We start from the raw sequence: 21884 nt of genomic DNA, 5'->3' as shown, positions 1-21884 counted from the left end.
ATTCGACAGTGCTCCTTCCGGTTTGTGAAGGGAATATCGGACAGGGCATCGAATCATTATTGTATTCAATAATTGATGAAAGAGAGTGTGCTTAATGGAAAAGGAAATCGAGACCATAACTTTAACGCCTTATATACCGGAACACCTTCACCAGCTTTCCCAGTTTTATTTACCGAATACACAAACTCCTTTTTCAGCTCTGCCGGAAGAGTCACTGAAATATTGCCGGGAAGATTGCGACAGGCACCCTTTCGTAATATTGGCCGATGGTATCCCGGTTGGCTTTTTCGTTTTACACATTGGCGAAAACACCGACCCTTTCACCAGCGATAGAAAAGCGATTTTACTCCGGGGATTCCTTGTTGATCAAAAACATCAGGGAAAAGGGATTGGAAAGAAAGCCTTGCAAATCCTTCCGGAATTCGCAAAAGGGATTTTTCCAAACAAGGATTCGATTATTCTGGCTGTGGACGTCATGAACGTGAATGCAAAAACGCTTTATGCGAAATCGGGGTTTCAGGATACAGGCATTCAGAAGGAAGGCAGAAGCGGGTTGATGGAGATAATGGAATATAGATTGGATATGGGGAACAAGGATATCGAATAAGGGAGGAATAACAAATAAAATTGGCTAATGGACTTTTCCAAAAGGGGAAGTCTTTTTTGTCCAATTTGTTACAGGTTTCGTTATGTAACCGAAGATTTTAGAAGGGCTGCTTTTAATAATGCCGCTGCCTTATGGTACACTTTACTTATTGCAAAATCTTAATCGAGGTGTAGTCCTAATGAAAACAGTCGTAGTCGTAGGTGGAGGCATTACCGGTTTATCAACCATGTATTATTTACAAAAGACAGTTAAAGCGAGGAGTCTCTCCGTACGATTAATATTAATAGAAGGAAATGAGGAACTAGGCGGTAAAATAAGGACTGTGCACGATGGTCCTTTTAAAATTGAAGCGGGTGCCGATTCGATCGTCGCCAGGAAACAGAATATACAGCCATTTCTTAAAGAATTGAACCTGGAGGACCAAGTCGTCTATAATGCGACGGGAAAATCATTCATTCATACAGATGGGATGCTGAAGGGAATCCCCGAAGATGCCCTATTCGGAATACCAATGAGCCTGGAGTCACTGGCCAAAAGTGATCTGGTTTCCGCCCAAGGTAAGGTCGACGCCTTAAAGGATTTCTACACAAAAAATGAGACATTTACGAAGAATGACTCCATCGGTTTATTTCTTGAAAGTTTCTTAGGCAAGGAATTGGTGCAAAAGCAGATATCGCCTGTCCTATCAGGTGTTTACTCAGGAAAATTAAATGAATTGACCATTGCCAAAACACTGCCAGAGATGCTGGATTATAAAAATGAATATGGCAGTATAATACGAGGTCTATCGGAAAATAAGCAGAAATACAAAAGCAAGGGAAATAAGAAGTTCCTTTCGTTTAAAAATGGCTTATCAACACTGGTGGAAAGAATAGAGGAAAGCCTCAATATGGTCGAGATATTAAAAGGGGTCAGTGTAGATAAAATCGGAAGAAATGATGAGGCGTACATCATTACATTGGCAAACGGTGAAACGCTGGAAACGGACTTTATCGTATTGAGTACACCGGATACAATTGCACAGAAATTATTGGGGGATCGGGAGTTGGATGAGGATTTCAACGGCTTGATCAATAGTTCGATGATTAGCGTTTATCTTGGATTCGATATCCCGGACAGCATGCTTCCTAAAGACGGGACAGGTTTCATTGCAGGCGATAATAGTGATTTGATTTGTAATGCATGCACCTGGACAAGCCGGAAATGGAAGCATACTTCTGAAAACAGTCAGCTTTTGGTAAGGCTTTTTTATAAAAGCTCTAGTCCGGACTATGAACGATTACAGTCCCTTACAAAACAGGAATTGATCTCTGTGGCTTTACACGACATTATGAAAAGTCTAAGCATTTCTGGGAATCCAATTACGAGTGAAGTGACGAAATGGCATGAAAATATGCCGAACTACCATATTAAACATCCTCAAATCGTTCAATCACTGGAGGCGAAAATCTCCGAGAATTATCCGAATGTTTTACTTGCGGGTTGTTCATACAATGGAGTCGGAATCCCGGATTGTATTGCTGATGGGGAAAAGAAAGCGGAAGAGATATGTCTGAAGTTGTAAAAGGGGGACTGCCAGGCGGCAGTCCTTTTTTTAATGAATGCCGGAAATTCCGTTTGAAGTTTCCGGCATTTCCTGTATAATGATATTCGTAAAATTAAACTGAAAGTTTACTTATATAAAACTTTATCTACTGTGTGTTTACTATAAGTAAACCGATTGAGGGTTATGGAATGCAAATTGGAAAAAAAATAAAGAACCTTCGCTTGAAAAAAGGATTGACCCAGGAAGAATTGGGCGAAAGAACGGATTTAAGCAAAGGTTATATTTCACAGTTGGAAAGGGATCTTAGTTCCCCTTCGATTGAAACTCTTTTCAATATTTTAGAAGTACTCGGCTGCAAGCCGAAGCAGTTCTTCGATGATGAGGATCAAGTCCAAAAAGTAGTGTATGAAGAAGAAGCACAAACATTTTTCATCGATGAAGAACGGGGATACCAAATTCAGTGGCTCGTGCCTGAATCGAATGAAAAGGAAATGGAACCTATTCGCCTGACTCTCCAGGAAAAAGGGGAGTTCAAACAATTTGAACCATCCTTGTCGGAAACATTCGGTTATGTATTAAGCGGAAGAGTCATTGTAAAGCTAGGTACACACACGTATTTCGTCAAGGCAGGGGAATCGATTTATTTTCATGCTTCAGATGAACATCAAATCATCAATGATTTTGAAGGTCCGTCCGAATTATTACTCGTGGTGACGGAATCATATTTATAGAAATAAAATAAAGCAATCGTTGAAGATTGATGAGTAAGGGTATGGAGAGAGGGAAGAAGCTATGGCAAATGGGAATATAATACGCTTCGATCAGGTTACGAAGCAATTTGATGATGAAACGGTAGTTCTCGATAATGTTAGTTTTGAAATCGAGAGAGGGAAGTTCTATACGCTATTGGGTCCTTCCGGTTGTGGGAAGACCACGATCCTTCGTTTGATTGCCGGATTTACGGAAGCTTCCAAAGGTGATATTTACTTTGAAGGAAAAAAGATCAATGATGTTCCAGCCAATAAAAGGCAAGTGAATACGGTATTTCAAGATTATGCACTTTTTCCGCATTTAAATGTTTTTGAAAATGTAGCATTTGGTCTTCGAATCAAAAAAATGAAGAATTCGGAAGTGGAAATCAAGGTGAAGGAAGCCCTCAGCTTTGTTAATTTGGAGGGGTATGAAAAACGGGAGATCAGGGAAATGTCCGGCGGTCAGCGGCAACGGGTAGCGATTGCGAGGGCTATTGTTAATGAACCTGAAGTCATCCTCCTGGATGAACCGTTATCTGCCCTCGATCTGAAATTGCGTACAGAAATGCAATATGAATTGCGGGAACTGCAACAGAGGCTGGGAATCACGTTTATCTTCGTCACTCATGACCAAGAGGAAGCATTAGCGATGTCAGATGAGATTTTTGTCCTTAACAAAGGGAAAATTCAGCAAAGCGGGACCCCTACGGATATTTATGATGAACCGCTGAATCGATTCGTTGCCGATTTCATCGGTGAGTCCAATATTGTAAAAGGAAAAATGATTGAAGATTACCTCGTGGAATTCGTCGGCAGACAGTTCGAATGTGTTGACCAAGGATTGAACAGTAATGAAGCTGTCGATATTGTCATCCGCCCGGAAGATTTAGAGATTACTTCCGTCGATCGCGGAAAACTGCAAGTTCGGGTGGACTCCCAGCTATTTCGCGGTGTTCATTATGAAATCAGCTGTTATGACCATGATGGAAATGAATGGCTTGTCCAATCAACGAAAAAAGTGGCAGTCGGAGATGAAATAGGTCTTTATTTCGAACCGGAATCGATCCATGTCATGCGATTGGGTGAAACTGAAGAAGAATTCGATAAGCGTCTGGAAGCGTATCATGATGGGGAAAGTCATGAAGAATAGAATATCCCGTAATATTTACTTCATACCCTATGTCTTATGGATTTCTTTATTCGTGATCGCACCCATTTTGTTAATCCTTTACTATTCCTTCTTTGACATTGAAGGCAATTTATCATTGATTAACTATCAAAAGTTCTTTACGCCAGTATATTTAAAAATGACATTGAGCTCATTTTGGTATGCTTTCCTGATTACGGGAATATCCCTTTTAGTCGCTTACCCGACAGCCTATTTGTTAACGAAAACCAAGCATAAGCAGTTGTGGCTTTTACTGATTATCGTGCCTTCCTGGATCAATTTACTTTTGAAGGCATATGCCTTCATTGGAATTTTTGGCACGTATGGTGTGGCGAATGGTTTCCTGGAGGCGGTAGGAATCGGAAAGCAGCAGATTCTCTTTACGGATTTCAGCTTCATATTCGTCTCGGTTTATATTTTCATCCCGTTTATGATTTTACCGATATTCAATGCGCTTGATGAAATGAATCCAACCCTTTTGGATGCGGCCAATGACTTGGGAGCGTCCCGATGGATGACATTCCGCCGTGTCATTTTTCCATTGACGTTAGATGGGGTAAAGACGGGATGCCAAGTAGTCTTCATCCCGGCACTTTCATTGTTCATGCTTACTAGATTGATTGCCGGTAACCGAGTCATTACGCTTGGTACGGCTATCGAGCAGCACTTCCTTGTAACACAGGATTGGGGAATGGGTTCCACGATCGCGGTATTTTTGATTATTATAATGTTCCTGATTATGTTTGTAACGGGTAACCGAAAGCAGGGTGTGTAAAATGGGCAATAAATTATCACCAATATCAAAAGCGTTTCTCGTTTTGATTTTTCTCATTCTCTATGCACCGATTTTCTTTTTAGTCTTTTACTCTTTTAACAGCGGTGGAACGATGTATGACTTTAAAGGGTTCACGATGGAGTGGTACAAAGAGCTGTTCCAAGATACGAGGCTGTTGATCATTGTATTGAATACACTTGTGATAGCTTTATTATCTGCACTGATCGCAACGATCATCGGGGTGATAGGGGCAATTGGAATTCGCTCCTTTACGAGCAGTAAAGCAAAGAATACGGTATTGTCACTGAATAATGTATTGATTGTCAGTCCCGATGTGATTATCGGTGCTTCCTTCCTGATTTTATTCACAATGGCCGGGATCAAGCTTGGATTCTACTCGGTACTGTTGTCACATATCGCCTTCAGTATCCCAATCGTTGTGCTGCTGGTCCTTCCAAAACTTCAGGAAATGAGCCCTACTTTAATTGATGCGGCCCGGGATTTAGGGGCAAGCCGGTGGGATGTATTGACGAAAGTCATCCTTCCATACATCTTGCCAGGTATCTTTGCTGGTTTTTTTATGGCATTGACTTATTCACTTGATGATTTTGCGGTAACGTTCTTTGTGACCGGTAATGGTTTCTCCACTCTTTCCGTGGAAATCTATTCATTGGCCCGCCGTGGAATTTCATTGAATATCAATGCACTATCGACACTGTTGTTCGTCGTGACACTGCTGTTGGTTGTCGTCTATTACTTTATAACTCAACGTGTTAGGCAAACGGGAATGGGGGGGAAACGATGAAAAGGCTTCTCCAAATGTTTTTGCTCATTTCCCTCGTATCCGCTTTGCTGCTATATGCGATTTCAAGATTGAATTCAGCGCAGGGATTTACGAGCAGCAATACGCTTACCATCTATAATTGGGGCGATTACATCGATACGGATCTAATCGAACGTTTTGAAGAAGAAACAGGTATAAAGGTCATTTATGAGACGTTCGATTCGAATGAGGCCATGATGACTAAAATCGAACAGGGCGGTACCACTTATGATATTGCCATACCGTCTGAGTATATGATCGATAAGATGAGGCAAGAAGACTTGCTGGTTCCATTGGATCATTCCAAGCTTCCGAATTTGAAAAATATCGATGAGCGATTCATCGATCTGCCATTCGATCCGGAGAATAAATATTCCGTCCCGTACTTCTGGGGAACGGTTGGAATTGTTTACAATTCCAAGATGCTCGGTGGCAAAGAAATAACGGCCTGGGCGGATTTATGGGATAAAGATTTAAAAAATGAAATCCTTTTGACGGATGGCGCTAGAGAAGTGATGGGCATGGGTCTGAACTCTTTGAATTATTCATTGAATGATACAGATGAAGAACACCTTCAAGAGGCAAAAACCAAACTTGATGCCCTCACCCCGAATATTAAAGCGATAGTGGGAGATGAAAGCCGCATGCTATTGGAAGCCCAGGAAGCGGCTATTGGCCTTGTTTGGTCGGGAGTTGCTTCTGAAATCATGGCTGAAAATGAAGATCTCGAATACGTTGTTCCAAAAGAGGGGTCCAATTTATGGTTTGATAATATGGTCATACCGAAAACAACGAAAAATGTCGATGCGGCCCACCAGTTCATCAACTTCATGCTGGACCCGAAAGTTGCAGCTCAAAATGCTGAATATGTAAGTTACTCGACACCTAATAAAGAAGCACTTAAATATATGCCTGAAGAAGTGGTTAAGGATGAACGTTTCTATCCATCACCTGAACTGACGAAGAAACTGGAAGTGTACGAAAACCTTGGGAAGAAAAACTTGGCCCGTTACAATGAACTCTTCCTTGAATTCAAGATGCATCGTAAATAACAAAATAAAAAAGCATGGTGTAGGAATTCCCTCCGTACACCATGCTTTTTCGTTTGCTCGAAATTCACGAGTGAAAGCCGAATTATACTCTGTTACCTATATATCAAGAGTTGATATAACGGTATAATACCGTTTTTTGTTATAATCATCCAAAATTTAATGTAAATCCATAGCAGAATGAAATGCTCTAAAATATCTGCAGAGATATAAGTATGTTAGTATAATGATAGAGTTCATACATATTGAAGGTTAAGTTAAAGTCTTAAGGATTAATTAATATTTATAAGCTATCATAATAGAAAACTTAAGGGAGATTATTCATGAAACTATTAAAAAGCACGAAGGCATATATTTGGGCAGGAAGCATTTTAATCATTGCCGGGATCATGGCATTTGCGATGATTTCGGCAATGGATAGGACAATTGCGAGTATCGATGGCGAGAAAATCAATGAGGATGAGCTGTATGACGCGCTTGTTGCGGGATACGGAGCAGATACTTTAGACCTGCTAATTACAAATAAATTGGTGGAAATGGAAGCGGAAAAAGCAGGAATCAAAATTAAGGATGAAGAAATCCAGAAAGAAATCGATGTTATGGTGGAGTCCTATGGTGATGAAAAGTCGTTAAAAGAGCAATTGGAAGCAAGCGGTTCTTCAATGGATGCTTTAAAAAAGGACATCGTGGTTTACCTGCAAACGAAAAAACTGGTCGAACCGAGAATTACCGTAACGGACGATGAAATCAGTACGTATTTTGAAGATAATAAAGATACATTTGCTCAAGCGGAACAAGTGGAAGCTAGTCATATTTTAGTCGAAGACGAAAAAACGGCTAAAAAGGTTGCGAAAGAACTTGCAGCAGGCGGTGATTTCGCTAAGTTGGCAGCTGAATATTCCACTGATACTGAAACGGCGGATAACGGTGGAAGCCTAGGGTATTTTGGAAAAGGCGATATGGTGGGAGAGTTTGAAGATGTTGCATTTGACCTTGATATAAATAAAGTCAGTGATCCAGTCAAAACCGAATATGGGTACCATATCATAAAAGTAACCGGTAAGAAGGAAGCAAAAAAAGCTAATTTAGAAGACAGTAAAGAAGTAATTAAAGAAACGCTTCTTTCTGAAAGATTACAAGAGGAATATCCAGTTTGGTTAGCCGAAGTGAAAAAAGACCATGATATAACGAATAAATTGGAGGGCTCTAACTAAGGTATCAAGTGAAGGATATAACGAAACAAAGAAGCTGAGGCAAAATGCCTCAGCTTTTATTATGGCTTGTATTTGGATGTTGTTTTCCGCTTCAGGCACTCGCTTTCCGCGGGCGGTCGTGGAGCCTCCTCGGCTTGCGCCTGCGGTGTCTCCCCTAGACGCGCTTTTCTAAGCAGGAGTCTCGTACCTTTCACTCCAATCAACTCTGTTTTTAAATTTAGATAAAACCATCCCTATTTAGTTGAAGGTGTTGTTTTGGTTGTTCGGGAACTTCATTTGATGAAACGCGCATTTTCCGGGCCCATTTTCACTACAAAAAAAGCTGAGGCATAATGCCTCAGCTTTTTTATATATTAGAAGTTGGATGAGATGGATTTTTGATTGGATAATCCTGATTTTTTAACCATTTCATCACTCTCTTTTTCACCTTTATCATTATTGGATTTCAATGATTGTGCTGGCGTTTCTTTCAGCTGCTTGCCGGCAATGACCACTTTTGAACTGATGTCTTTTAATTCACTTGTTGCGTCCTTCGCTGTACCAAGGGCATCAGTGGAGATATCCTTTACTTCGGATACTTTACCCACCACGTCTTCATTCACGGTTTCATATAGTGTTTCAACGTCATTGATTGCCTCTTTAATCGTATCAGTTGCCCCTTTGACTCCTGATACCATCTGTTCCTTCATTTCGCCGGGATTTTCCTTGACCTGTTCAATCATATTCATGGAGTTGTCTTTTAAAAGGATGGCAGATCGCTTTACTTTATTTCTTGTGTTGGAGTCGAGCAAGGTCAATGCACCGCCGACAAGCCCCCCGATTAGAATCCCTTTTAAAAGTTTGCTATTCGTTTGAGTTTCGATAGTTGTTTGAGTCATTTATATTTCCTCCTTTAGAATAGTAGATTGTTTGCTTATTTTGGGTTTTCCCTTATTTACCATAAGTTAAACTGGAAATAATAAACTATCATGGGATTGACATGATAAATAAAACAATAGTACTCTACATATAGTTAAATGACTGAACTACTTTTTGGGAGGTGCACCGATGACTAATGAAAAAGTTTCTGGATTGATTGATCGATATATGCAGGTTTCTTTCTATGTCAATAAGATGGGGGAGCTTTTAATAAAAGATCAGATTTGTGATGTGCTGACGAACGAACAATACTATACTTTACGGTTCATTCAACAACAGCGGTTGTGTACATCGACGGAAATCAGTGATGCCTTTTATATTAATAAGAGTGCCGTCACGTCCAACATCAACAGGCTGGAAGGCAAAGGATTGATAGAACGGGAACAGGACCAGGTTGACCGAAGGGTCTTTCATTTGAAGCTTTCCAAAGAGGGGGAAGCGTTGTTACAGGAAACGGAAAATAAGATTCATAAATTGGTAGAGAGCATCATGACGAAATTCGATTATGAAGAGATTGTTAAATTCCTTGATACATATGAGAAGCTTTCACAAATTTTCATTCAAATGAAGAATGAGGAACGGGAGGAATATAAATGAGGGGGATCATAAAGGGAAGATGGCTGGTCATTATCGTATGGGTTGCCATTACGGCAGGTTTATTGTTTGCGGCACCGAATATGGCGGAGCTTGTCCGGAATAAGGGCCAGCTGGATGTGCCGGCAGAGTATTCCTCCGGGATGGCCAATGAGCTAATGAAAGAGATCCAGGATAAGGATGAGTCACAAGTGGCTCTCGTATTTCATGGTGATAAGAAGCTGTCTTCCCCGGAATTGAAAGAGATCGAAGTAGCGATCCAAAAGCTTGAAAAGAATAAAGCGGAGCTTGGCATTAAAGAGGTCATGACTCATTTTAAAGAGCCCTCGCTAAAAGGTCAGTTGGTCTCGGAGAATGAATCAACGGTTTTGACATCCATCACGATGGTCAAGGGGGACCGGGAAGCTAAGGAAGTGATCGATGCCCTTTATAAAGAGTTGGAACAAGTGGATGTCGAGCATTATTATACAAGCAGCTGGATGATTGATGAAGATCTTAATGCCAATTCCCAAGAGGGGCTGAAGAAAACTGAAGGCATCACGGTGGTCTTCATTCTGGCTGTATTGCTGATAGTCTTCCGTTCAGTGGTGACACCGATCATTCCGTTAGTGACAGTCGGTTTCACTTATTTATGTTCCCAATCCATCGTCTCATTCCTGGTGGATAAATGGGACTTTCCGATTTCGTCTTACACCCAAATATTCCTGGTTGGCATTTTATTTGGAATCGGAACTGATTATTGCATCCTGCTGCTTAGTCGTTTCAAGGAGGAGCTATCGTCTCGGGAGTCCTTGCCTGAAGCTATCGTGGAGACATACCGAACCGCCGGTAAGACTGTCTTCTTCAGCGGGCTGACCGTAATGATTGGCTTTGCGGCAATTGGTTTTTCTACTTTTAAGCTCTATCAATCTGCGGCGGCCGTTGCCATAGGGGTCTTCATTTTAATGATCGCCCTTTATACGATCGTTCCATTTTTCATGGCGGTTCTTGGAAAGAAGCTATTCTGGCCGGCGAAAGGGAAACTTGCGCATAGTGAAAGTAAACTATGGGGAATTCTAGGCAACTTCTCCTTGAACCGCCCATTATTGGCGCTTATGATCGTCGCAATCGTCTGTGTTCCCTTTTTGTTTATGTATGATGGGAAGATTTCTTATAACTCCCTTGAAGAAGCGGGTGATGATGTTCCTTCCATCATGGCATTTAATATCATTTCCGATGAATTCGGCCCGGGACAATCGATGCCAACACAGATTGTCATAAAAAATGACGAACGTATGGATTCGGAAGATTATGTCGCACTTGCTGAAAAAATCAGCCAGGAAATCGTCAAGGTCGATGAAGTTGAAATAGTTCGATCCATGACGCGCCCGACAGGTGAACCCATTAAGGACTTATTTGTCTCCAATCAAGCCGAAACCTTGGAAAAGGGAATCGGGGAAGGAAATGAAGGCATTAAACAAATCAGCGATGGATTGAAAACGGCAGGCAGTGAGCTTTCCGATTCAGGACCGCGATTGAAGCAAGCGACGGACGGAATAGGGGGGCTCATATCCGGGACCAATGAATTAAAGAGCGGCGTAGGTCAGGTGGAGAAGGCATTAACAAGCATTGAAGCAGGCATCCGCGATGGGTCTTCAGGAACCGGGGACATAAAAAACGGATTGAATGAGGTCAAGTTAAACTTGGATAAGCTCGCTACCGGAAGCGGACAGCTTCTCGAAGGCTATAAACAATCAGCTAATGGGTTAAGTGAGCTCACGGGTCGATATAAAGAAATTCAAACTAACCTTACGGGTGTATCACAAAGCCTTGCCGGTTTAAATCCTTCCTTTGAGCAAATGGAAGCCACTCATCCAGAATTACAGGCTGATCAGTCCTATCAAACGATCAAGCAAACAGTGCAAGGGGCACAGGGTGGCTTGGAGCCCATGGCAGCAGGCCTTTCAGAGCTCAATAGGAATCTTGGCTCAGTGTCCGGCGGTTTGAATACGGCGAATGAAAATATGGAAGAAATCGTAAAGGGGCAAAATTCTCTTGGGGAGGGCCTGAACCAATTGATTTCAGGTGTTGACACTTTACAAAAGGGTCTAAGCACCATGGCTAATGGTCAGGGGGAAGTCATAAATAATCTGTCAGGATTTAAAGGAGGCCTTACTAGCTTAAGTAATGGGCAGCAAGAACTCCTAAATGGTTTTTCAAGCCTCGGGGGACAGCTTACTGATCTGACTGAGGGCTTAAATGAAAGTGCGGATGGTCTGAATGAAGTCCATGATGGACTATCGTCCGCACAGGGTTATTTATCAGGGCTGGCAAAAACGGATAAAACGGTAACAGGCATGTACATTCCCAAAGAAGTAGTGGAAAGCGAAGAATTCGGGGAAGCATTGAATGCGTATTTATCTGAAGATGGTAAAATCATGACCATGGATGTGGTATTCAAGGCGAATCCTTATTCCAATGAAGCAATCGAGCAAATCGATTCGATTGAAGCAACCGTTGAAAGAGTAACGAAAGATACAAAGCTTGAAAACGCGCAGGTGGCGATAGGGGGAATCACAAGTACACATCATGACTTGGGCATGATGTCTGGGGAGGATTTCTCAAGGACGGTCGTTTTGATGCTGTCGGGTATTGCAATCATTCTCTTTTTCATGCTGCGATCCTTGATCATGCCTGTCTATTTGATAGTGTCGCTCGTTTTGACTTATTATACAGCGGCAGCCATTACAGAGTTGATTTTTGTTAATATTCTCGGTTATGCCGGCATTGGCTGGGCAGTTCCTTTCTTTGCCTTCGTCATCTTGATTGCTCTTGGCATTGACTATAGCATTTTCTTGATGGATCGCTTTAACGAGTGGAAAGATAAGCCGGTCAAGGAAGCGATGTTACTGTCCATGAGAAAAATGGGAACGGTGATCATCTCGGCGGCTGTCATTCTGGGCGGAACCTTTGCTGCCATGATGCCAGCAGGAGTTTTATCGCTCTTGGAGATAGCCACTTTAATATTGGTGGGGCTTGCTTTATATGCGTTTGTCATCTTGCCATTGTTTATACCGGTTATGGTTGCAACGTTTGGAAACGCGAATTGGTGGCCGTTTTTAAAAAATAAGGAATAAAAGGGAATATAAAATAAAGAAGGCCTCCATTCGGATGCCTCCAGACTGTAGACAAAAGGGTTTCGGAATGCTCCTATTCCGAAACCCTTTTGAATGATTATAAAATGGGAATGGATTTAAAAGCTCGCCCGGTGGAGGAAGAATTACAATCATAAGTCCCATCATACACATAATCAGGCGTACTGGTTTTGTAAGCTGCATCTTCAACAGCTTCAGGTTTTCCAACTTTCTCAATCGGTGTTACTCTCGTCTACAACACAAATCTGTTACGTCTGCTGGTGCATGAAACGAATGTGTGGAATCAACAAATACATGCCCTGCACTCATTCGTTAAATGAAACTTTTAGTTAAGAGGGGATGGAAAAGCGTTTCAATAAAAGTTGCAGAAAGACTGTTGGCCCATGGAGTTCTGTCTAATTACTAAAACTCTGTTGACTGGAACGGAAGGTGCGAGACTCCTGCGGGAATACGAGTGCAGGGGAGACACCGCAGGCAGGCGCAAACGCCGAGGAGTCTCCCGGACCACGGACCGCCCGCGGAAAGCGAGTGCCTGCAGTGGAATTCAACGCTCAACTTCCAAACTCTCAAAAAACTGTAGACCAACTCGATGGAGTTTGACTACAATAAGAAATAAACAACCGAAACAAAAAATATGTATTCCATTTCATAATTGGGGGATTCTTGTTTTATATTTCGCGATGATCTTTTGATTGTGTTCATCTGCCCCTTCGATATTACTGCTTAGGAATACGGGAGGGGTTTCCCCTGATTCAATGATCGTTTGGATGACTTGAGTGAAAACCATATTGAGGAGAACGGCCCCGACCACGGTCGATCCGGAACCAAAAGGTATATTATTTGATTTCAGTAATGTGTCACCTTTGGCAATATGATTGTCTATGACCAAATCAACGACATCGTGGAGATAATGCTTCTGTTTATGCCGTGAAGAACAACTTTTTGCATACTCCGGTGATGTTAGTCCAATAACGAATGCCCCTTTTTCTTTTGCGATAGTGGCTACATCTATCGGAACGGGATTTACGCCGGATGACGAAATGACAATACAAACATCACCAGGACGGATATCTTCATCATGCATGAATTTCTCTGATAGGTCATTTTGGCGTTCAAGTTGGGATGACCTTGAAGCTCCTTTAAAAAGCATTAGATCTTCAACGAAAATTGGACGAATTGCGGCTAACCCACCTGCCCGGTAGAATACCTCTTCGGTCAAAATGTGGGAGTGTCCGCTTCCGAATAAATGGATGATCCCATCCGACATGACTGCTTTTGAGATATGTTTCACAGATTCCTTAATTGATTGCTTTTCCTGTTCTCCCACAATTGTGAGTAAAGCCTGCACTTCTTCAAAGTATGAGTTCATATATGTGACACCCTCCGATTACCTTTGGCAATTAAAAGACTATAGTGATGAAAATATTCAATTTTATCTGCTTATGTTGATAGTGAACTTATACCTGTCCGCACGATAAGCCGATTTAACATATTCAAGGGGAGTTCCGTCTATTAAGAACGTATTCCTTTGAATGAATAATATGGGTGAGTGCTTTGGAATTGCTAAATGGGTCACTTCCAATTCAGAAGCAATCGATGATTCCAACGTTTGTGAAGCATAGTCTATCTTTAGTTTAATGTAGTTCTCCACATATTGGTAAAGGGAAAGGTTAATGATTTCTTCCGTTAATCCTTTAATTAAATTGGCAGACATGTACACGGTCTCGAGCGCCATTGGAACATCATCAGCCAACCGAATGCGTTTTATTTCATAAATGGGAGCATAAAGGGAAATGTGCAATTCACTGGCAATCTTCTTATCAGCCGGAATGATTTCAAAGCTCAGCAGTTTAATCCCCTGGCCTTCATGTCCTCGGTAAAACTGGTCAGCCCATTGAGCTGCTGCTCCAATTTCTTATCGGCGACAAAGGTTCCCCTTCCTTTCTGACGGTATAAGTATCCGTCATTCACCAAATTATTTATGGCTTGGCGGACGGTCATCCGGCTAATTTCGAATTGCTCGGCATATTCACGTTCAGATGGAAGGGCATCGTGCGCTTGGAACTCACCGTTTTCTATTTTTCTTTTTATTTGTTCTTCGATTTGAAAATAAATCGGAAGAGGTGAGTTTTTATCAATCATCGACTTTCGCTCCTTTAGGGTATTATCACTCCGGATAACGCTTTTTGGTCTGCGATAATTGTAACACTATTATGTTTTTTTAGGATAGATGCAGGAAATTCCTCGGAAATGTCACCGTGTATCAATTTCTTCAGTGTTTCGGCTTTTTCTTCACCAGAAATCAGCAGCAGTATTTCTTTGCTTTTCATGATTGTTGAAATGCCCATCGTAACGGCATGTGTCGGAACTTCGTCTATGGAGTCGAAATAACGTGCATTCGCTTGGCGCGTCGAATCTTCAAGTGTCACGACATGTGTACCGGATGTGAAGGAAGTTCCAGGTTCATTAAAACCAATATGGCCATTTTGGCCAATGCCAAGTATCTGAAGATCGATCCCGCCCACGGAATCAATCATTTCGTCATACCGTTGACATTCTCCATTCGTGTCATCGGCTGTGCCATTAGGCAGGTGAGTACGCTCTTTATTTATATTGATGTGTGTGAATAAGGAATCATCCATATAAAAATGGTAACTGTTTGGATCATTTGGTTTTAAGCCGATATACTCGTCAAGGTTAAAAGACGTTACATGTTCATATGAAGTATGATTAGTCAAGTGATCTTCAATCAAATTATCGTACATTCCTTTAGGGGTGCCGCCTGTTGCAAGGCCCAATTTGATATTCGGATTTCCTTTGACTTTTCCGATCACTATTTCTGCGGCTGTCCGGCTCATTTCCGTGTAGTCCTGCACTTGTATGATATTCATTATGCATTCTCCTTTTTAAAAGCTAAATTTCCTCTGCAGAAAGTCATTTCAACGTCCAGGCGGTCATTCAATATTACAAGATCTGCGTCTTTGCCGACTTGGATGCTTCCTTTTCTGTCAAAAATCCGAAGTTGTTTGGCAGGGTTTTCAGCCGTCATTTTTATAATGTCAGTCATGGAACAACCGGTATATTCCATTGTGTTCTTGATGGCATCGTTCATTTTCAATATACTGCCGGCTAGTGTGCCGTCTGAAAGCGTTGCTTTCGTTTCGTCAACATTAACAGGCTGACCACCTAAATCATAAGTTCCCTTTTCAAGCCATTTGGCACGAAGTGAGTCCGTTATCAGTATCATTCGTTCGCTGGTAATTTGGTTATATGCGAGCTTGATCATTTCCGGCCTGCAGTGAATGCCGTCAGCAATAAGTTCAACATATAGCTCGTCTCGAAGATAAGCAGCTCCCAAAACGCCAGGTTCGCGGTGATGGAGTCCACGCATCCCATTATAAAGATGTGTAACGTGGGTAGTCCCTGCCTGGATTGCTTCATCTATTTGGTCATATGTTGCATCTGAATGGCCGATGGAGGCGACGACGCCAGTTCCCCTTAAGTGGGTGGCAAGATCTAATCCGTTCGGTTGTTCAGGAGCAAGCGTTACAAGCTTGATTTGATTTTCCGCCATTTTCTGCCATCTTTTAAATAGAGTGACATCAGGATCAACGATATAATCCTCAGGTTGTGCTCCTTTACGGGCCGGTGAAATGAAAGGACCTTCTAAATGAATTCCAACTATTTCAGCATTTTCCTGAGTTTGATTTTCGATATATTTACCAGCATTAAGAAGTGCTGATTCAATGGCTTGGTTGGATTGGGTCATTGTAGTGGCCAGAAAGCTGGTGGTTCCTTCTTTAGGAAGGGTCTTTGCCATTATGGATAATGCGTCATGTGTGGCATCCATTGCATCGGAATTGGATGCTCCGTGAATATGAATGTCGATGGCACCGGGAATTACCTGATAATCCGGTGAAAGAGTAATCACCTTGGCATCATCGTCCTGTTTGTATTGGCTGGCTGGACCAACTTCGGCAATTTTTCCATCCACGACTTTAATGTACCCATTTTTGTATGTTTCCTTTTCGCTGTGAACCATCAGATTATTAATAATGAATGTTTTCATACATAATCTCCTTTATGAAAGTAAAACTTAATGAATGAGTCATGAAATGGTCTCATATATTTTGCCCTCATTTTATCGTTTTTATTAAAAGTTGTCTAGACCAGTTAGAGAGTATCAAGAACAAAAATGATATTTTTACTTTGTTTTCAAAGAATATAGTATATTTACAAGTAAATTGGTATAGACATCTATATATTTTCTGTGCTAGTATAATCCCAAAGAAAAGTTATTATATTGATAAAATGAAAACGCTTAATACATCTTGTTGTTGATCAAAGAAGTTAGGTACAAGGGAGATGAGTTCGATGTTAAATTTTTTACAAAAGATTGGGAAAGCTTTAATGCTACCGATTGCCGTTTTACCAGCAGCCGCGTTATTGCTTCGTTTAGGGCAACCGGATTTACTTGATATTGCCTTTATTGCCGCAGCTGGAAAGGCGATATTCGATAACCTTGCGATATTGTTCGCCTTGGGAATAGCGATTGGATTATCCAAAGATGGAAGTGGCGCTGCGGCATTATCAGGCCTTGTTGGATACTTTGTATTAACGAATGGTACACAAGCGATTGATAAAGAAATCAACATGGCTGTTTTAGGCGGTATTATATCGGGGATAGTTGCCGCTCTTCTATATAATAGATACTCCGACATAAGACTCCCTGAATGGCTTGGATTCTTTTCAGGGAAACGATTCGTCCCGATCATCACTTCGCTTGCGATGATCATACTTGCGGGAATATTCGGTTTTGTGTGGCCGCCGATTCAAGATGTAATAAATAGTGTCGGTGACTGGATTACAGGTGCAGGGGCATTTGGTGCTGGCGTATTCGGAGTATTGAATCGCTTATTGCTTCCAGTAGGATTGCATCATGTCTTGAATAGTATGGTTTGGTTCGTCTTTGGTGAGTACAATGGAGCGACGGGTGATATAAATCGTTTCTTCGCAGGGGACCCGACTGCTGGGCCCTTCATGACCGGCTTTTTCCCGATCATGATGTTCGGTCTTCCAGCTGCAGCATTAGCGATGATTGCAGCTGCTAAGAAAGAGAAACGTAAATTGGTGACGGGGATGCTTGTTGGATTGGCTTTCACTTCTTTCCTTACAGGAATCACTGAACCGATTGAATTTCTTTTCATGTTCATCGCACCGGTGTTATATGTAATACATGCCCTTTTAACCGGGGTCTCTCTGGCACTTGCTGTTATATTGGATATCCATCATGGGTTTGGATTCTCTGCAGGAGCCATTGATTATTTCTTGAACTTTGGTATTGCGCAAAAACCGCTATGGTTAATCCCGATTGGATTGGTATACGCGGCAGTTTACTTCGTGATTTTCTATTTTGTCATCAAGATCATGGATTTAAAAACACCTGGCCGTGAAGACGATGAGGAAGAAGTGGAAGAAGAAACCATTGTGAAAACAGGGGATAAATATACCGATATGGGATCGCTTTTCATTCAAGATCTTGGCGGTAAAGAGAATATAAAGCTAATTGATAACTGTGCAACACGCTTGCGTTTACAAGTGGCTGATTCAGGAAATGTGAATGAAGCAGCCTTAAAACGGCATGGTGCGCGCGGTGTCATGAAGTTGAATAAATCGAGTGTGCAGGTCATTGTTGGAACGAATGTTGAATTCGTTGCAAATGCAATGAAACAACTTGTCAAGGATGGCGTCTATCCAAGCCAAGTGAAAGCAGGTCCATCTGCACAAGTACAAGTGGCAGAGGATATAGTAGAGGAAAATCAAGCTTTGGATGCAAATGACTTTGTCCTTCCGATTGAAGGAACCATTTTACCGATAGAACAAGTTCCCGATCAAGTGTTTGCCATGAAAATGATGGGGGATGGCTTCGCTATCGAGCCAGTCAACGGAAAACTAGTATCCCCAATCGATGGGGAAGTGCTAAGTATCTTCCCGACAAATCATGCACTGGGATTGAAAATGGATAATGGTCTGGAAATTCTGATCCATGTTGGTTTGGATACAGTTAAATTAAATGGAGAAGGGTTCACAGCTCTTGTTCAAGAAGGCCAAAGAATAACAAAAGGAACACCTCTTTTGGAAATTGATTTAGATTTCATTAAACGGAATGCACCATCAACGGTCACTCCTATTATATTCACTAACTTACCTGAAGGAACGGCAGTGAAGTTGCAAAAGTCAGGGATCCAGAAACAAAATACACCAGATATCATCCAGTTGGAAAAACTATAAAGCGGTTAAAAAAGGGGTGTCGACTTGTCGACATCCCTTTTAACTTTAGACTGTAGACAAACTCAAGGAAAAGTGGTTTGCCTGCAGTTTTGGGCTTGTACAATTTGGATGTTGATTTCCAATCCACAATCCAGGCACTCGCTTTCCGCGAGCGGTCGGGGAGCCTCCCCGGCTTGTACCTAGGGGGTCTTCCTAGACGCGCTTTTCTAAGCAGGAGTCTCGAACACCCGCCCCAATCAACTATGTTATAAAATTCAGATGGAAACCATACCTGAGGAGTTTGGTGTTGGTTTGAATCAGTTGATTCGGGAATATCATTTGATGAATTATACGTTTTACGAACCACACCTTTCAATTGGATAAAACGGTTTCTTTATATACTTCTTGCTGTGATAAATTGTCATAACCAAAACAAACGGGTACCCCATTGGCCTGATCTATCATAACCCTTGCATGAATACGAAAGACTTCCACTAAAACGGCAGGTGTGATGATTTCCCCCAGGGTACCGATTTTAACGATTTCCCCTTCCTTCATCGTTATGATTTCATGTGAAAACCGGGACGCATGGTTAATATCATGCAATACCATGACAGTCGTTATTTTTTGTTCTTTATTAAGCTTTTCAACTATTTGCAAAACCTTTAGTTGATGAGCCATATCAAGGTAGGTGGTTGGCTCATCCAATAATAAAATCTCCGTTTTCTGTGCTAAAGCCATTGCCAGCCGAACCTTTTGTCTTTGACCACCGGATGGATTGGCGATTTGCCGGTTTCGAAATGGCTGGAAGCCCATCTTTCCATTGGAACAAAAAGTGGTTCCGTGAGGAGGAGGAGAAGTTTCTTTCCCGATTGAATCAAGGAAATGGTGATATTTCCTTTTTGCTTGGCGTGGGGGAGCTGGAAGGCACCCATAAAAGCGGCACGAATGAAAATGCTTTGGAATTATCAAAACGATTATCCTTGAAGGATAGCAGAGTGAATGTTCAATTCAACGAGTTTGAAGGGGAAGGGCATCTTTCAGTTTTTCCTTTGATTAACAGGGCATTGCGTTTTGCTTTGAAGAGAAATGTGCCTGGTAAGAAATAGGACTTTCTCAGTAAATCCACGGAAGGCACTTGACCTGTAAGTTATAAATATATATCATTACCTGTAGATTATGATTGATAATGATTATCATTATTGATTGACTGGGAGATTGCTAACAAACATTCACTATCGAGAATTTGAAAAAATTATGAAGGAGGACAATGACTGATGACCAACCGTTTCGTGAATGAAAATGGGATCTACAATGAATTTATAATTGAAGAAGGTCGAAATTCCCTTTTGCCCGTCTTTTTGGTTATTCCAGAAGGCTGGTCATTGATATATCGAGAGGACTGCTGGAAATACATAAAACTAGTTGCTAGCATTGATGGAATAAAATGAAAGTAAGGATGCAAATGGACCCTAAAATAGTAGTTAGCATCGTTTATGTCATAGCGATGTTCATGGTTTCGATGGACGGGACGATTGTCAATGTGATCCTGCCAACGATCAGTAGTGAATTTAACCTTGATCCCTCTTCAGCCAGTGGCATTAATGTTGGATATTTAGTAAGCCTGGCTGTATTCCTTCCGGTAGCTGGGTGGCTTGGGGATCGTTTTGGAACCAAGAAAATCTTCTTGATGGCATTGGGTGTCTTTACGGCAGCCTCCTTTTTATGCGGATTCGCTAATAATCTTCAAACTTTGAATTTGTTCAGGGTTTTGCAGGGGGCAGGAGGCGGGATCCTTACACCAGTTGGAATGGCCATATTATTTAGAACGTTCTCTGTTGAAGAACGCCCAAAGGTGTCCCGTTCCCTTGTGCTTCCCATAGCATTCGCACCAGCTGTTGGTCCGATTGTAGGCGGATTCCTTGCGGAGCAGCTGTCTTGGCGTTGGGCATTTTATATAAATGTCCCTTTCGGAATTATGGTCCTGTTATTCGGTGTATGGTTTTTAAAAGAAAATAAAGAACCAACTGCTGGCAGATTGGACCTTCCAGGATTCTTATTGTCAGCTGCAGGCTTTTCCATGCTGATGTATGCAATGAGCTTAGGACCATCTAAAGGATGGGACTCCCCCGTTATCATATATACAGGAATTATCGGTGCAGTTCTTGTTCTCTCATTTATTCTATTGGAGCTGCGTGTGAATGAACCGATGCTTGATTTGCGTTTATTATCCGATCGATTGTTTCGGACATTGGGCATCATTTCATTATTTTCAATGGCGGGCTTATTGGGGATGCTCTTCGTGTTCCCGTTAATGTATCAAAGTTCGCTTCATGCTTCAGCTTTAGAAAGCGGGCTGACCACTTTCCCGGAAGCTATAGGTTTGATGGTGGCCTCCCGGATGATGCCTTGGACTACGAAGAAACTGGGCATACATCAGGTGATCCGGATAGGGCTGATTGGTACAATCATCATTTATACATTGATTAGCATTGTCGGGCCGACAGCCAACCCCTGGTTCCTTCGTGCCTTATTATTTAGCGTCGGTATCTGTTTGGGACATACTGTTGTGGCCGTACAGTTTTCCACTTTCACCAATATCAACTTTGCTTCGATGGGAATGGCGGCCACATTGTTCAATGTCCAAAACCGGATTGGCTCTGCCATTGGTGTAGCCATCCTAGCCAGCATTCTGGGGGAAGTGGGCACTAGCTCGATAGGAACGAATGGGGAGCACGATGTTAATTTAATATCCTATCAATTTGCTCTCCTAGGTTCTGTGGCTTTGCTCGTCATAGCCCTATTATTTGCGATGCGTTTGAAAAAGGATGATTTTAAGGCCAAGATACCGAAACAGCATATGGCTAAATCCCTTGATGTAAAGCAGGTGAGCAGCGGATAACTGTGATTTTGCCAGTGACCTCACTTTCATTTTTCTAGCTGTAAAGGGACTGCACTGCCTACATGATATTAATTAAAGGTTGGCTTTGCGGCTCACTGCCGTATAAAAAAAGAGCCTGTTCGATTCGAACAG

The 21884-nt window shown here is 41.8% G+C and carries 19 protein-coding genes and 1 pseudogene; 14 read left to right on the top strand and 6 right to left on the bottom strand.

The features are described 5' to 3' along the window. Positions 1 to 94: 94 nt before the first annotated feature. From A6755_RS00190 to A6755_RS00155, 8 genes are all read left to right on the top strand, one after another. A complete protein-coding gene (locus A6755_RS00190) occupies positions 95 to 607 on the top strand; it encodes a GNAT family N-acetyltransferase (RefSeq protein WP_063589539.1) in 513 nt (170 codons plus the stop codon). 178 nt (positions 608 to 785) lie between these two features. Next, positions 786 to 2171: a protoporphyrinogen oxidase gene (locus tag A6755_RS00185; protein ID WP_063589538.1), complete on the top strand. Its 1386-nt coding sequence runs from the start codon at positions 786 to 788 to the stop codon at positions 2169 to 2171. Positions 2172 to 2341: 170 nt separating this feature from the next. Next, positions 2342 to 2884: a helix-turn-helix domain-containing protein gene (locus tag A6755_RS00180; RefSeq protein ID WP_034304877.1), complete on the top strand. Its 543-nt coding sequence runs from the start codon at positions 2342 to 2344 to the stop codon at positions 2882 to 2884. 61 nt (positions 2885 to 2945) lie between these two features. Then, the gene (locus tag A6755_RS00175) at positions 2946 to 4055 is read left to right on the top strand and encodes an ABC transporter ATP-binding protein (protein ID WP_034304875.1); all 1110 of its coding nucleotides are present in this window, start codon (positions 2946 to 2948) and stop codon (positions 4053 to 4055) included. Beyond that, on the top strand, positions 4045 to 4848 hold the full coding sequence (locus tag A6755_RS00170; protein WP_063592385.1) for an ABC transporter permease: 804 nt from the start codon (positions 4045 to 4047) through the stop codon (positions 4846 to 4848). Before A6755_RS00175 ends, A6755_RS00170 begins: the two co-directional genes overlap by 11 nt. A 1-nt stretch (position 4849) precedes the next feature. Beyond that, entirely contained in the window at positions 4850 to 5653 is an 804-nt protein-coding gene (locus A6755_RS00165; RefSeq protein WP_034304873.1) for an ABC transporter permease, read from the top strand. Further along, positions 5650 to 6723 (top strand): ABC transporter substrate-binding protein, encoded by a 1074-nt coding sequence (locus tag A6755_RS00160; protein WP_057276338.1) that lies wholly within the window; start codon positions 5650 to 5652, stop codon positions 6721 to 6723. The genes A6755_RS00165 and A6755_RS00160 overlap by 4 nt, the downstream gene beginning before the upstream one ends. Positions 6724 to 7043: 320 nt before the next feature. After that, positions 7044 to 7934, top strand: a complete 891-nt coding sequence (locus tag A6755_RS00155; RefSeq protein ID WP_063589537.1) for a peptidylprolyl isomerase — start codon at positions 7044 to 7046, stop codon at positions 7932 to 7934. A 353-nt stretch (positions 7935 to 8287) separates the two neighbouring features. Here the strand turns inward: A6755_RS00155 and A6755_RS00150 are convergent, their stop codons facing one another. Beyond that, complete coding sequence (locus A6755_RS00150) at positions 8288 to 8812, bottom strand: hypothetical protein (RefSeq protein WP_063589536.1); 525 nt, start codon at positions 8810 to 8812, stop codon at positions 8288 to 8290. Between the two features lie 169 nt (positions 8813 to 8981). Here A6755_RS00150 and A6755_RS00145 point away from each other — a divergent pair, with 169 nt between their 5' ends. Both A6755_RS00145 and A6755_RS00140 read left to right on the top strand, forming a co-directional pair. Next, positions 8982 to 9449 carry a MarR family winged helix-turn-helix transcriptional regulator gene (locus A6755_RS00145; protein WP_063589535.1) on the top strand — a complete coding sequence of 156 codons (468 nt, stop codon included), beginning with the start codon at positions 8982 to 8984 and terminating at the stop codon, positions 9447 to 9449. Next, the gene (locus A6755_RS00140; protein ID WP_063589534.1) at positions 9446 to 12562 is read left to right on the top strand and encodes an MMPL family transporter; all 3117 of its coding nucleotides are present in this window, start codon (positions 9446 to 9448) and stop codon (positions 12560 to 12562) included. The genes A6755_RS00145 and A6755_RS00140 overlap by 4 nt, the downstream gene beginning before the upstream one ends. A gap of 664 nt (positions 12563 to 13226) precedes the next feature. Here A6755_RS00140 and A6755_RS00130 read toward each other — a convergent pair. The 4 genes and pseudogenes from A6755_RS00130 to nagA all read right to left on the bottom strand — a co-directional run bounded on the left by A6755_RS00130 (position 13227) and on the right by nagA (position 16649). Next, the gene (locus tag A6755_RS00130; protein WP_034304861.1) at positions 13227 to 13949 is read right to left on the bottom strand and encodes an SIS domain-containing protein; all 723 of its coding nucleotides are present in this window, start codon (positions 13947 to 13949) and stop codon (positions 13227 to 13229) included. Between the two features lie 63 nt (positions 13950 to 14012). Continuing rightward, positions 14013 to 14722: pseudogene (locus A6755_RS00125) on the bottom strand (GntR family transcriptional regulator). A 14-nt stretch (positions 14723 to 14736) separates the two neighbouring features. Then, positions 14737 to 15471 carry a glucosamine-6-phosphate deaminase gene (nagB, locus tag A6755_RS00120; RefSeq protein WP_063589532.1) on the bottom strand — a complete coding sequence of 245 codons (735 nt, stop codon included), beginning with the start codon at positions 15469 to 15471 and terminating at the stop codon, positions 14737 to 14739. Next, complete coding sequence (nagA, locus tag A6755_RS00115; RefSeq protein ID WP_063589531.1) at positions 15471 to 16649, bottom strand: N-acetylglucosamine-6-phosphate deacetylase; 1179 nt, start codon at positions 16647 to 16649, stop codon at positions 15471 to 15473. Before nagA ends, nagB begins: the two co-directional genes overlap by 1 nt. 305 nt (positions 16650 to 16954) lie before the next feature. Between nagA and nagE the strand changes: the two genes are divergently transcribed. Continuing rightward, positions 16955 to 18871, top strand: a complete 1917-nt coding sequence (gene nagE / locus A6755_RS00110) for an N-acetylglucosamine-specific PTS transporter subunit IIBC (protein ID WP_063589530.1) — start codon at positions 16955 to 16957, stop codon at positions 18869 to 18871. A gap of 351 nt (positions 18872 to 19222) precedes the next feature. Here the strand turns inward: nagE and A6755_RS00105 are convergent, their stop codons facing one another. Further along, positions 19223 to 19666 (bottom strand): ABC transporter ATP-binding protein, encoded by a 444-nt coding sequence (locus A6755_RS00105; protein WP_084737271.1) that lies wholly within the window; start codon positions 19664 to 19666, stop codon positions 19223 to 19225. A gap of 56 nt (positions 19667 to 19722) precedes the next feature. On the opposite strand from A6755_RS00105, the gene A6755_RS00100 reads away from it, so the two are divergent. The 3 genes from A6755_RS00100 (at position 19723) to A6755_RS00095 (ending at position 21752) form a co-directional block, all read left to right on the top strand. Further along, positions 19723 to 19959, top strand: a complete 237-nt coding sequence (locus tag A6755_RS00100) for an alpha/beta hydrolase (RefSeq protein WP_052137160.1) — start codon at positions 19723 to 19725, stop codon at positions 19957 to 19959. A 168-nt stretch (positions 19960 to 20127) separates the two neighbouring features. Then, the gene (locus tag A6755_RS26500; RefSeq protein ID WP_134402070.1) at positions 20128 to 20301 is read left to right on the top strand and encodes an MbtH family NRPS accessory protein; all 174 of its coding nucleotides are present in this window, start codon (positions 20128 to 20130) and stop codon (positions 20299 to 20301) included. Next, the gene (locus tag A6755_RS00095) at positions 20298 to 21752 is read left to right on the top strand and encodes a DHA2 family efflux MFS transporter permease subunit (RefSeq protein WP_063589529.1); all 1455 of its coding nucleotides are present in this window, start codon (positions 20298 to 20300) and stop codon (positions 21750 to 21752) included. Before A6755_RS26500 ends, A6755_RS00095 begins: the two co-directional genes overlap by 4 nt. Positions 21753 to 21884: the final 132 nt, after the last annotated feature.

It is taken from the genome of Peribacillus frigoritolerans (assembly GCF_001636405.1).
GTDB classification, from domain to species: Bacteria; Bacillota; Bacilli; order Bacillales; family DSM-1321; genus Peribacillus; species Peribacillus frigoritolerans.
Note: the sequence above shows the minus strand (reverse complement) of the source record. Positions and strands in the feature narration are given on the sequence as shown.

Bases quoted from the DNA above. Each gene is read 5' to 3' on its own strand.
- A6755_RS00190 (WP_063589539.1), top strand. From the start codon at position 95: ATGGAAAAGGAAATCGAGACCATAACTTTAACGCCTTATATACCGGAA.
- A6755_RS00185 (WP_063589538.1), top strand. From the start codon at position 786: ATGAAAACAGTCGTAGTCGTAGGTGGAGGCATTACCGGTTTATCAACC.
- A6755_RS00180 (WP_034304877.1), top strand. From the start codon at position 2,342: ATGCAAATTGGAAAAAAAATAAAGAACCTTCGCTTGAAAAAAGGATTG.
- A6755_RS00175 (WP_034304875.1), top strand. From the start codon at position 2,946: ATGGCAAATGGGAATATAATACGCTTCGATCAGGTTACGAAGCAATTT.
- A6755_RS00170 (WP_063592385.1), top strand. From the start codon at position 4,045: ATGAAGAATAGAATATCCCGTAATATTTACTTCATACCCTATGTCTTA.
- A6755_RS00165 (WP_034304873.1), top strand. From the start codon at position 4,850: ATGGGCAATAAATTATCACCAATATCAAAAGCGTTTCTCGTTTTGATT.
- A6755_RS00160 (WP_057276338.1), top strand. From the start codon at position 5,650: ATGAAAAGGCTTCTCCAAATGTTTTTGCTCATTTCCCTCGTATCCGCT.
- A6755_RS00155 (WP_063589537.1), top strand. From the start codon at position 7,044: ATGAAACTATTAAAAAGCACGAAGGCATATATTTGGGCAGGAAGCATT.
- A6755_RS00150 (WP_063589536.1), bottom strand. From the start codon at position 8,812: ATGACTCAAACAACTATCGAAACTCAAACGAATAGCAAACTTTTAAAA.
- A6755_RS00145 (WP_063589535.1), top strand. From the start codon at position 8,982: ATGACTAATGAAAAAGTTTCTGGATTGATTGATCGATATATGCAGGTT.
- A6755_RS00140 (WP_063589534.1), top strand. From the start codon at position 9,446: ATGAGGGGGATCATAAAGGGAAGATGGCTGGTCATTATCGTATGGGTT.
- A6755_RS00130 (WP_034304861.1), bottom strand. From the start codon at position 13,949: ATGAACTCATACTTTGAAGAAGTGCAGGCTTTACTCACAATTGTGGGA.
- nagB (WP_063589532.1), bottom strand. From the start codon at position 15,471: ATGAATATCATACAAGTGCAGGACTACACGGAAATGAGCCGGACAGCC.
- nagA (WP_063589531.1), bottom strand. From the start codon at position 16,649: ATGAAAACATTCATTATTAATAATCTGATGGTTCACAGCGAAAAGGAA.
- nagE (WP_063589530.1), top strand. From the start codon at position 16,955: ATGTTAAATTTTTTACAAAAGATTGGGAAAGCTTTAATGCTACCGATT.
- A6755_RS00105 (WP_084737271.1), bottom strand. From the start codon at position 19,666: ATGGGCTTCCAGCCATTTCGAAACCGGCAAATCGCCAATCCATCCGGT.
- A6755_RS26500 (WP_134402070.1), top strand. From the start codon at position 20,128: ATGACCAACCGTTTCGTGAATGAAAATGGGATCTACAATGAATTTATA.
- A6755_RS00095 (WP_063589529.1), top strand. From the start codon at position 20,298: ATGAAAGTAAGGATGCAAATGGACCCTAAAATAGTAGTTAGCATCGTT.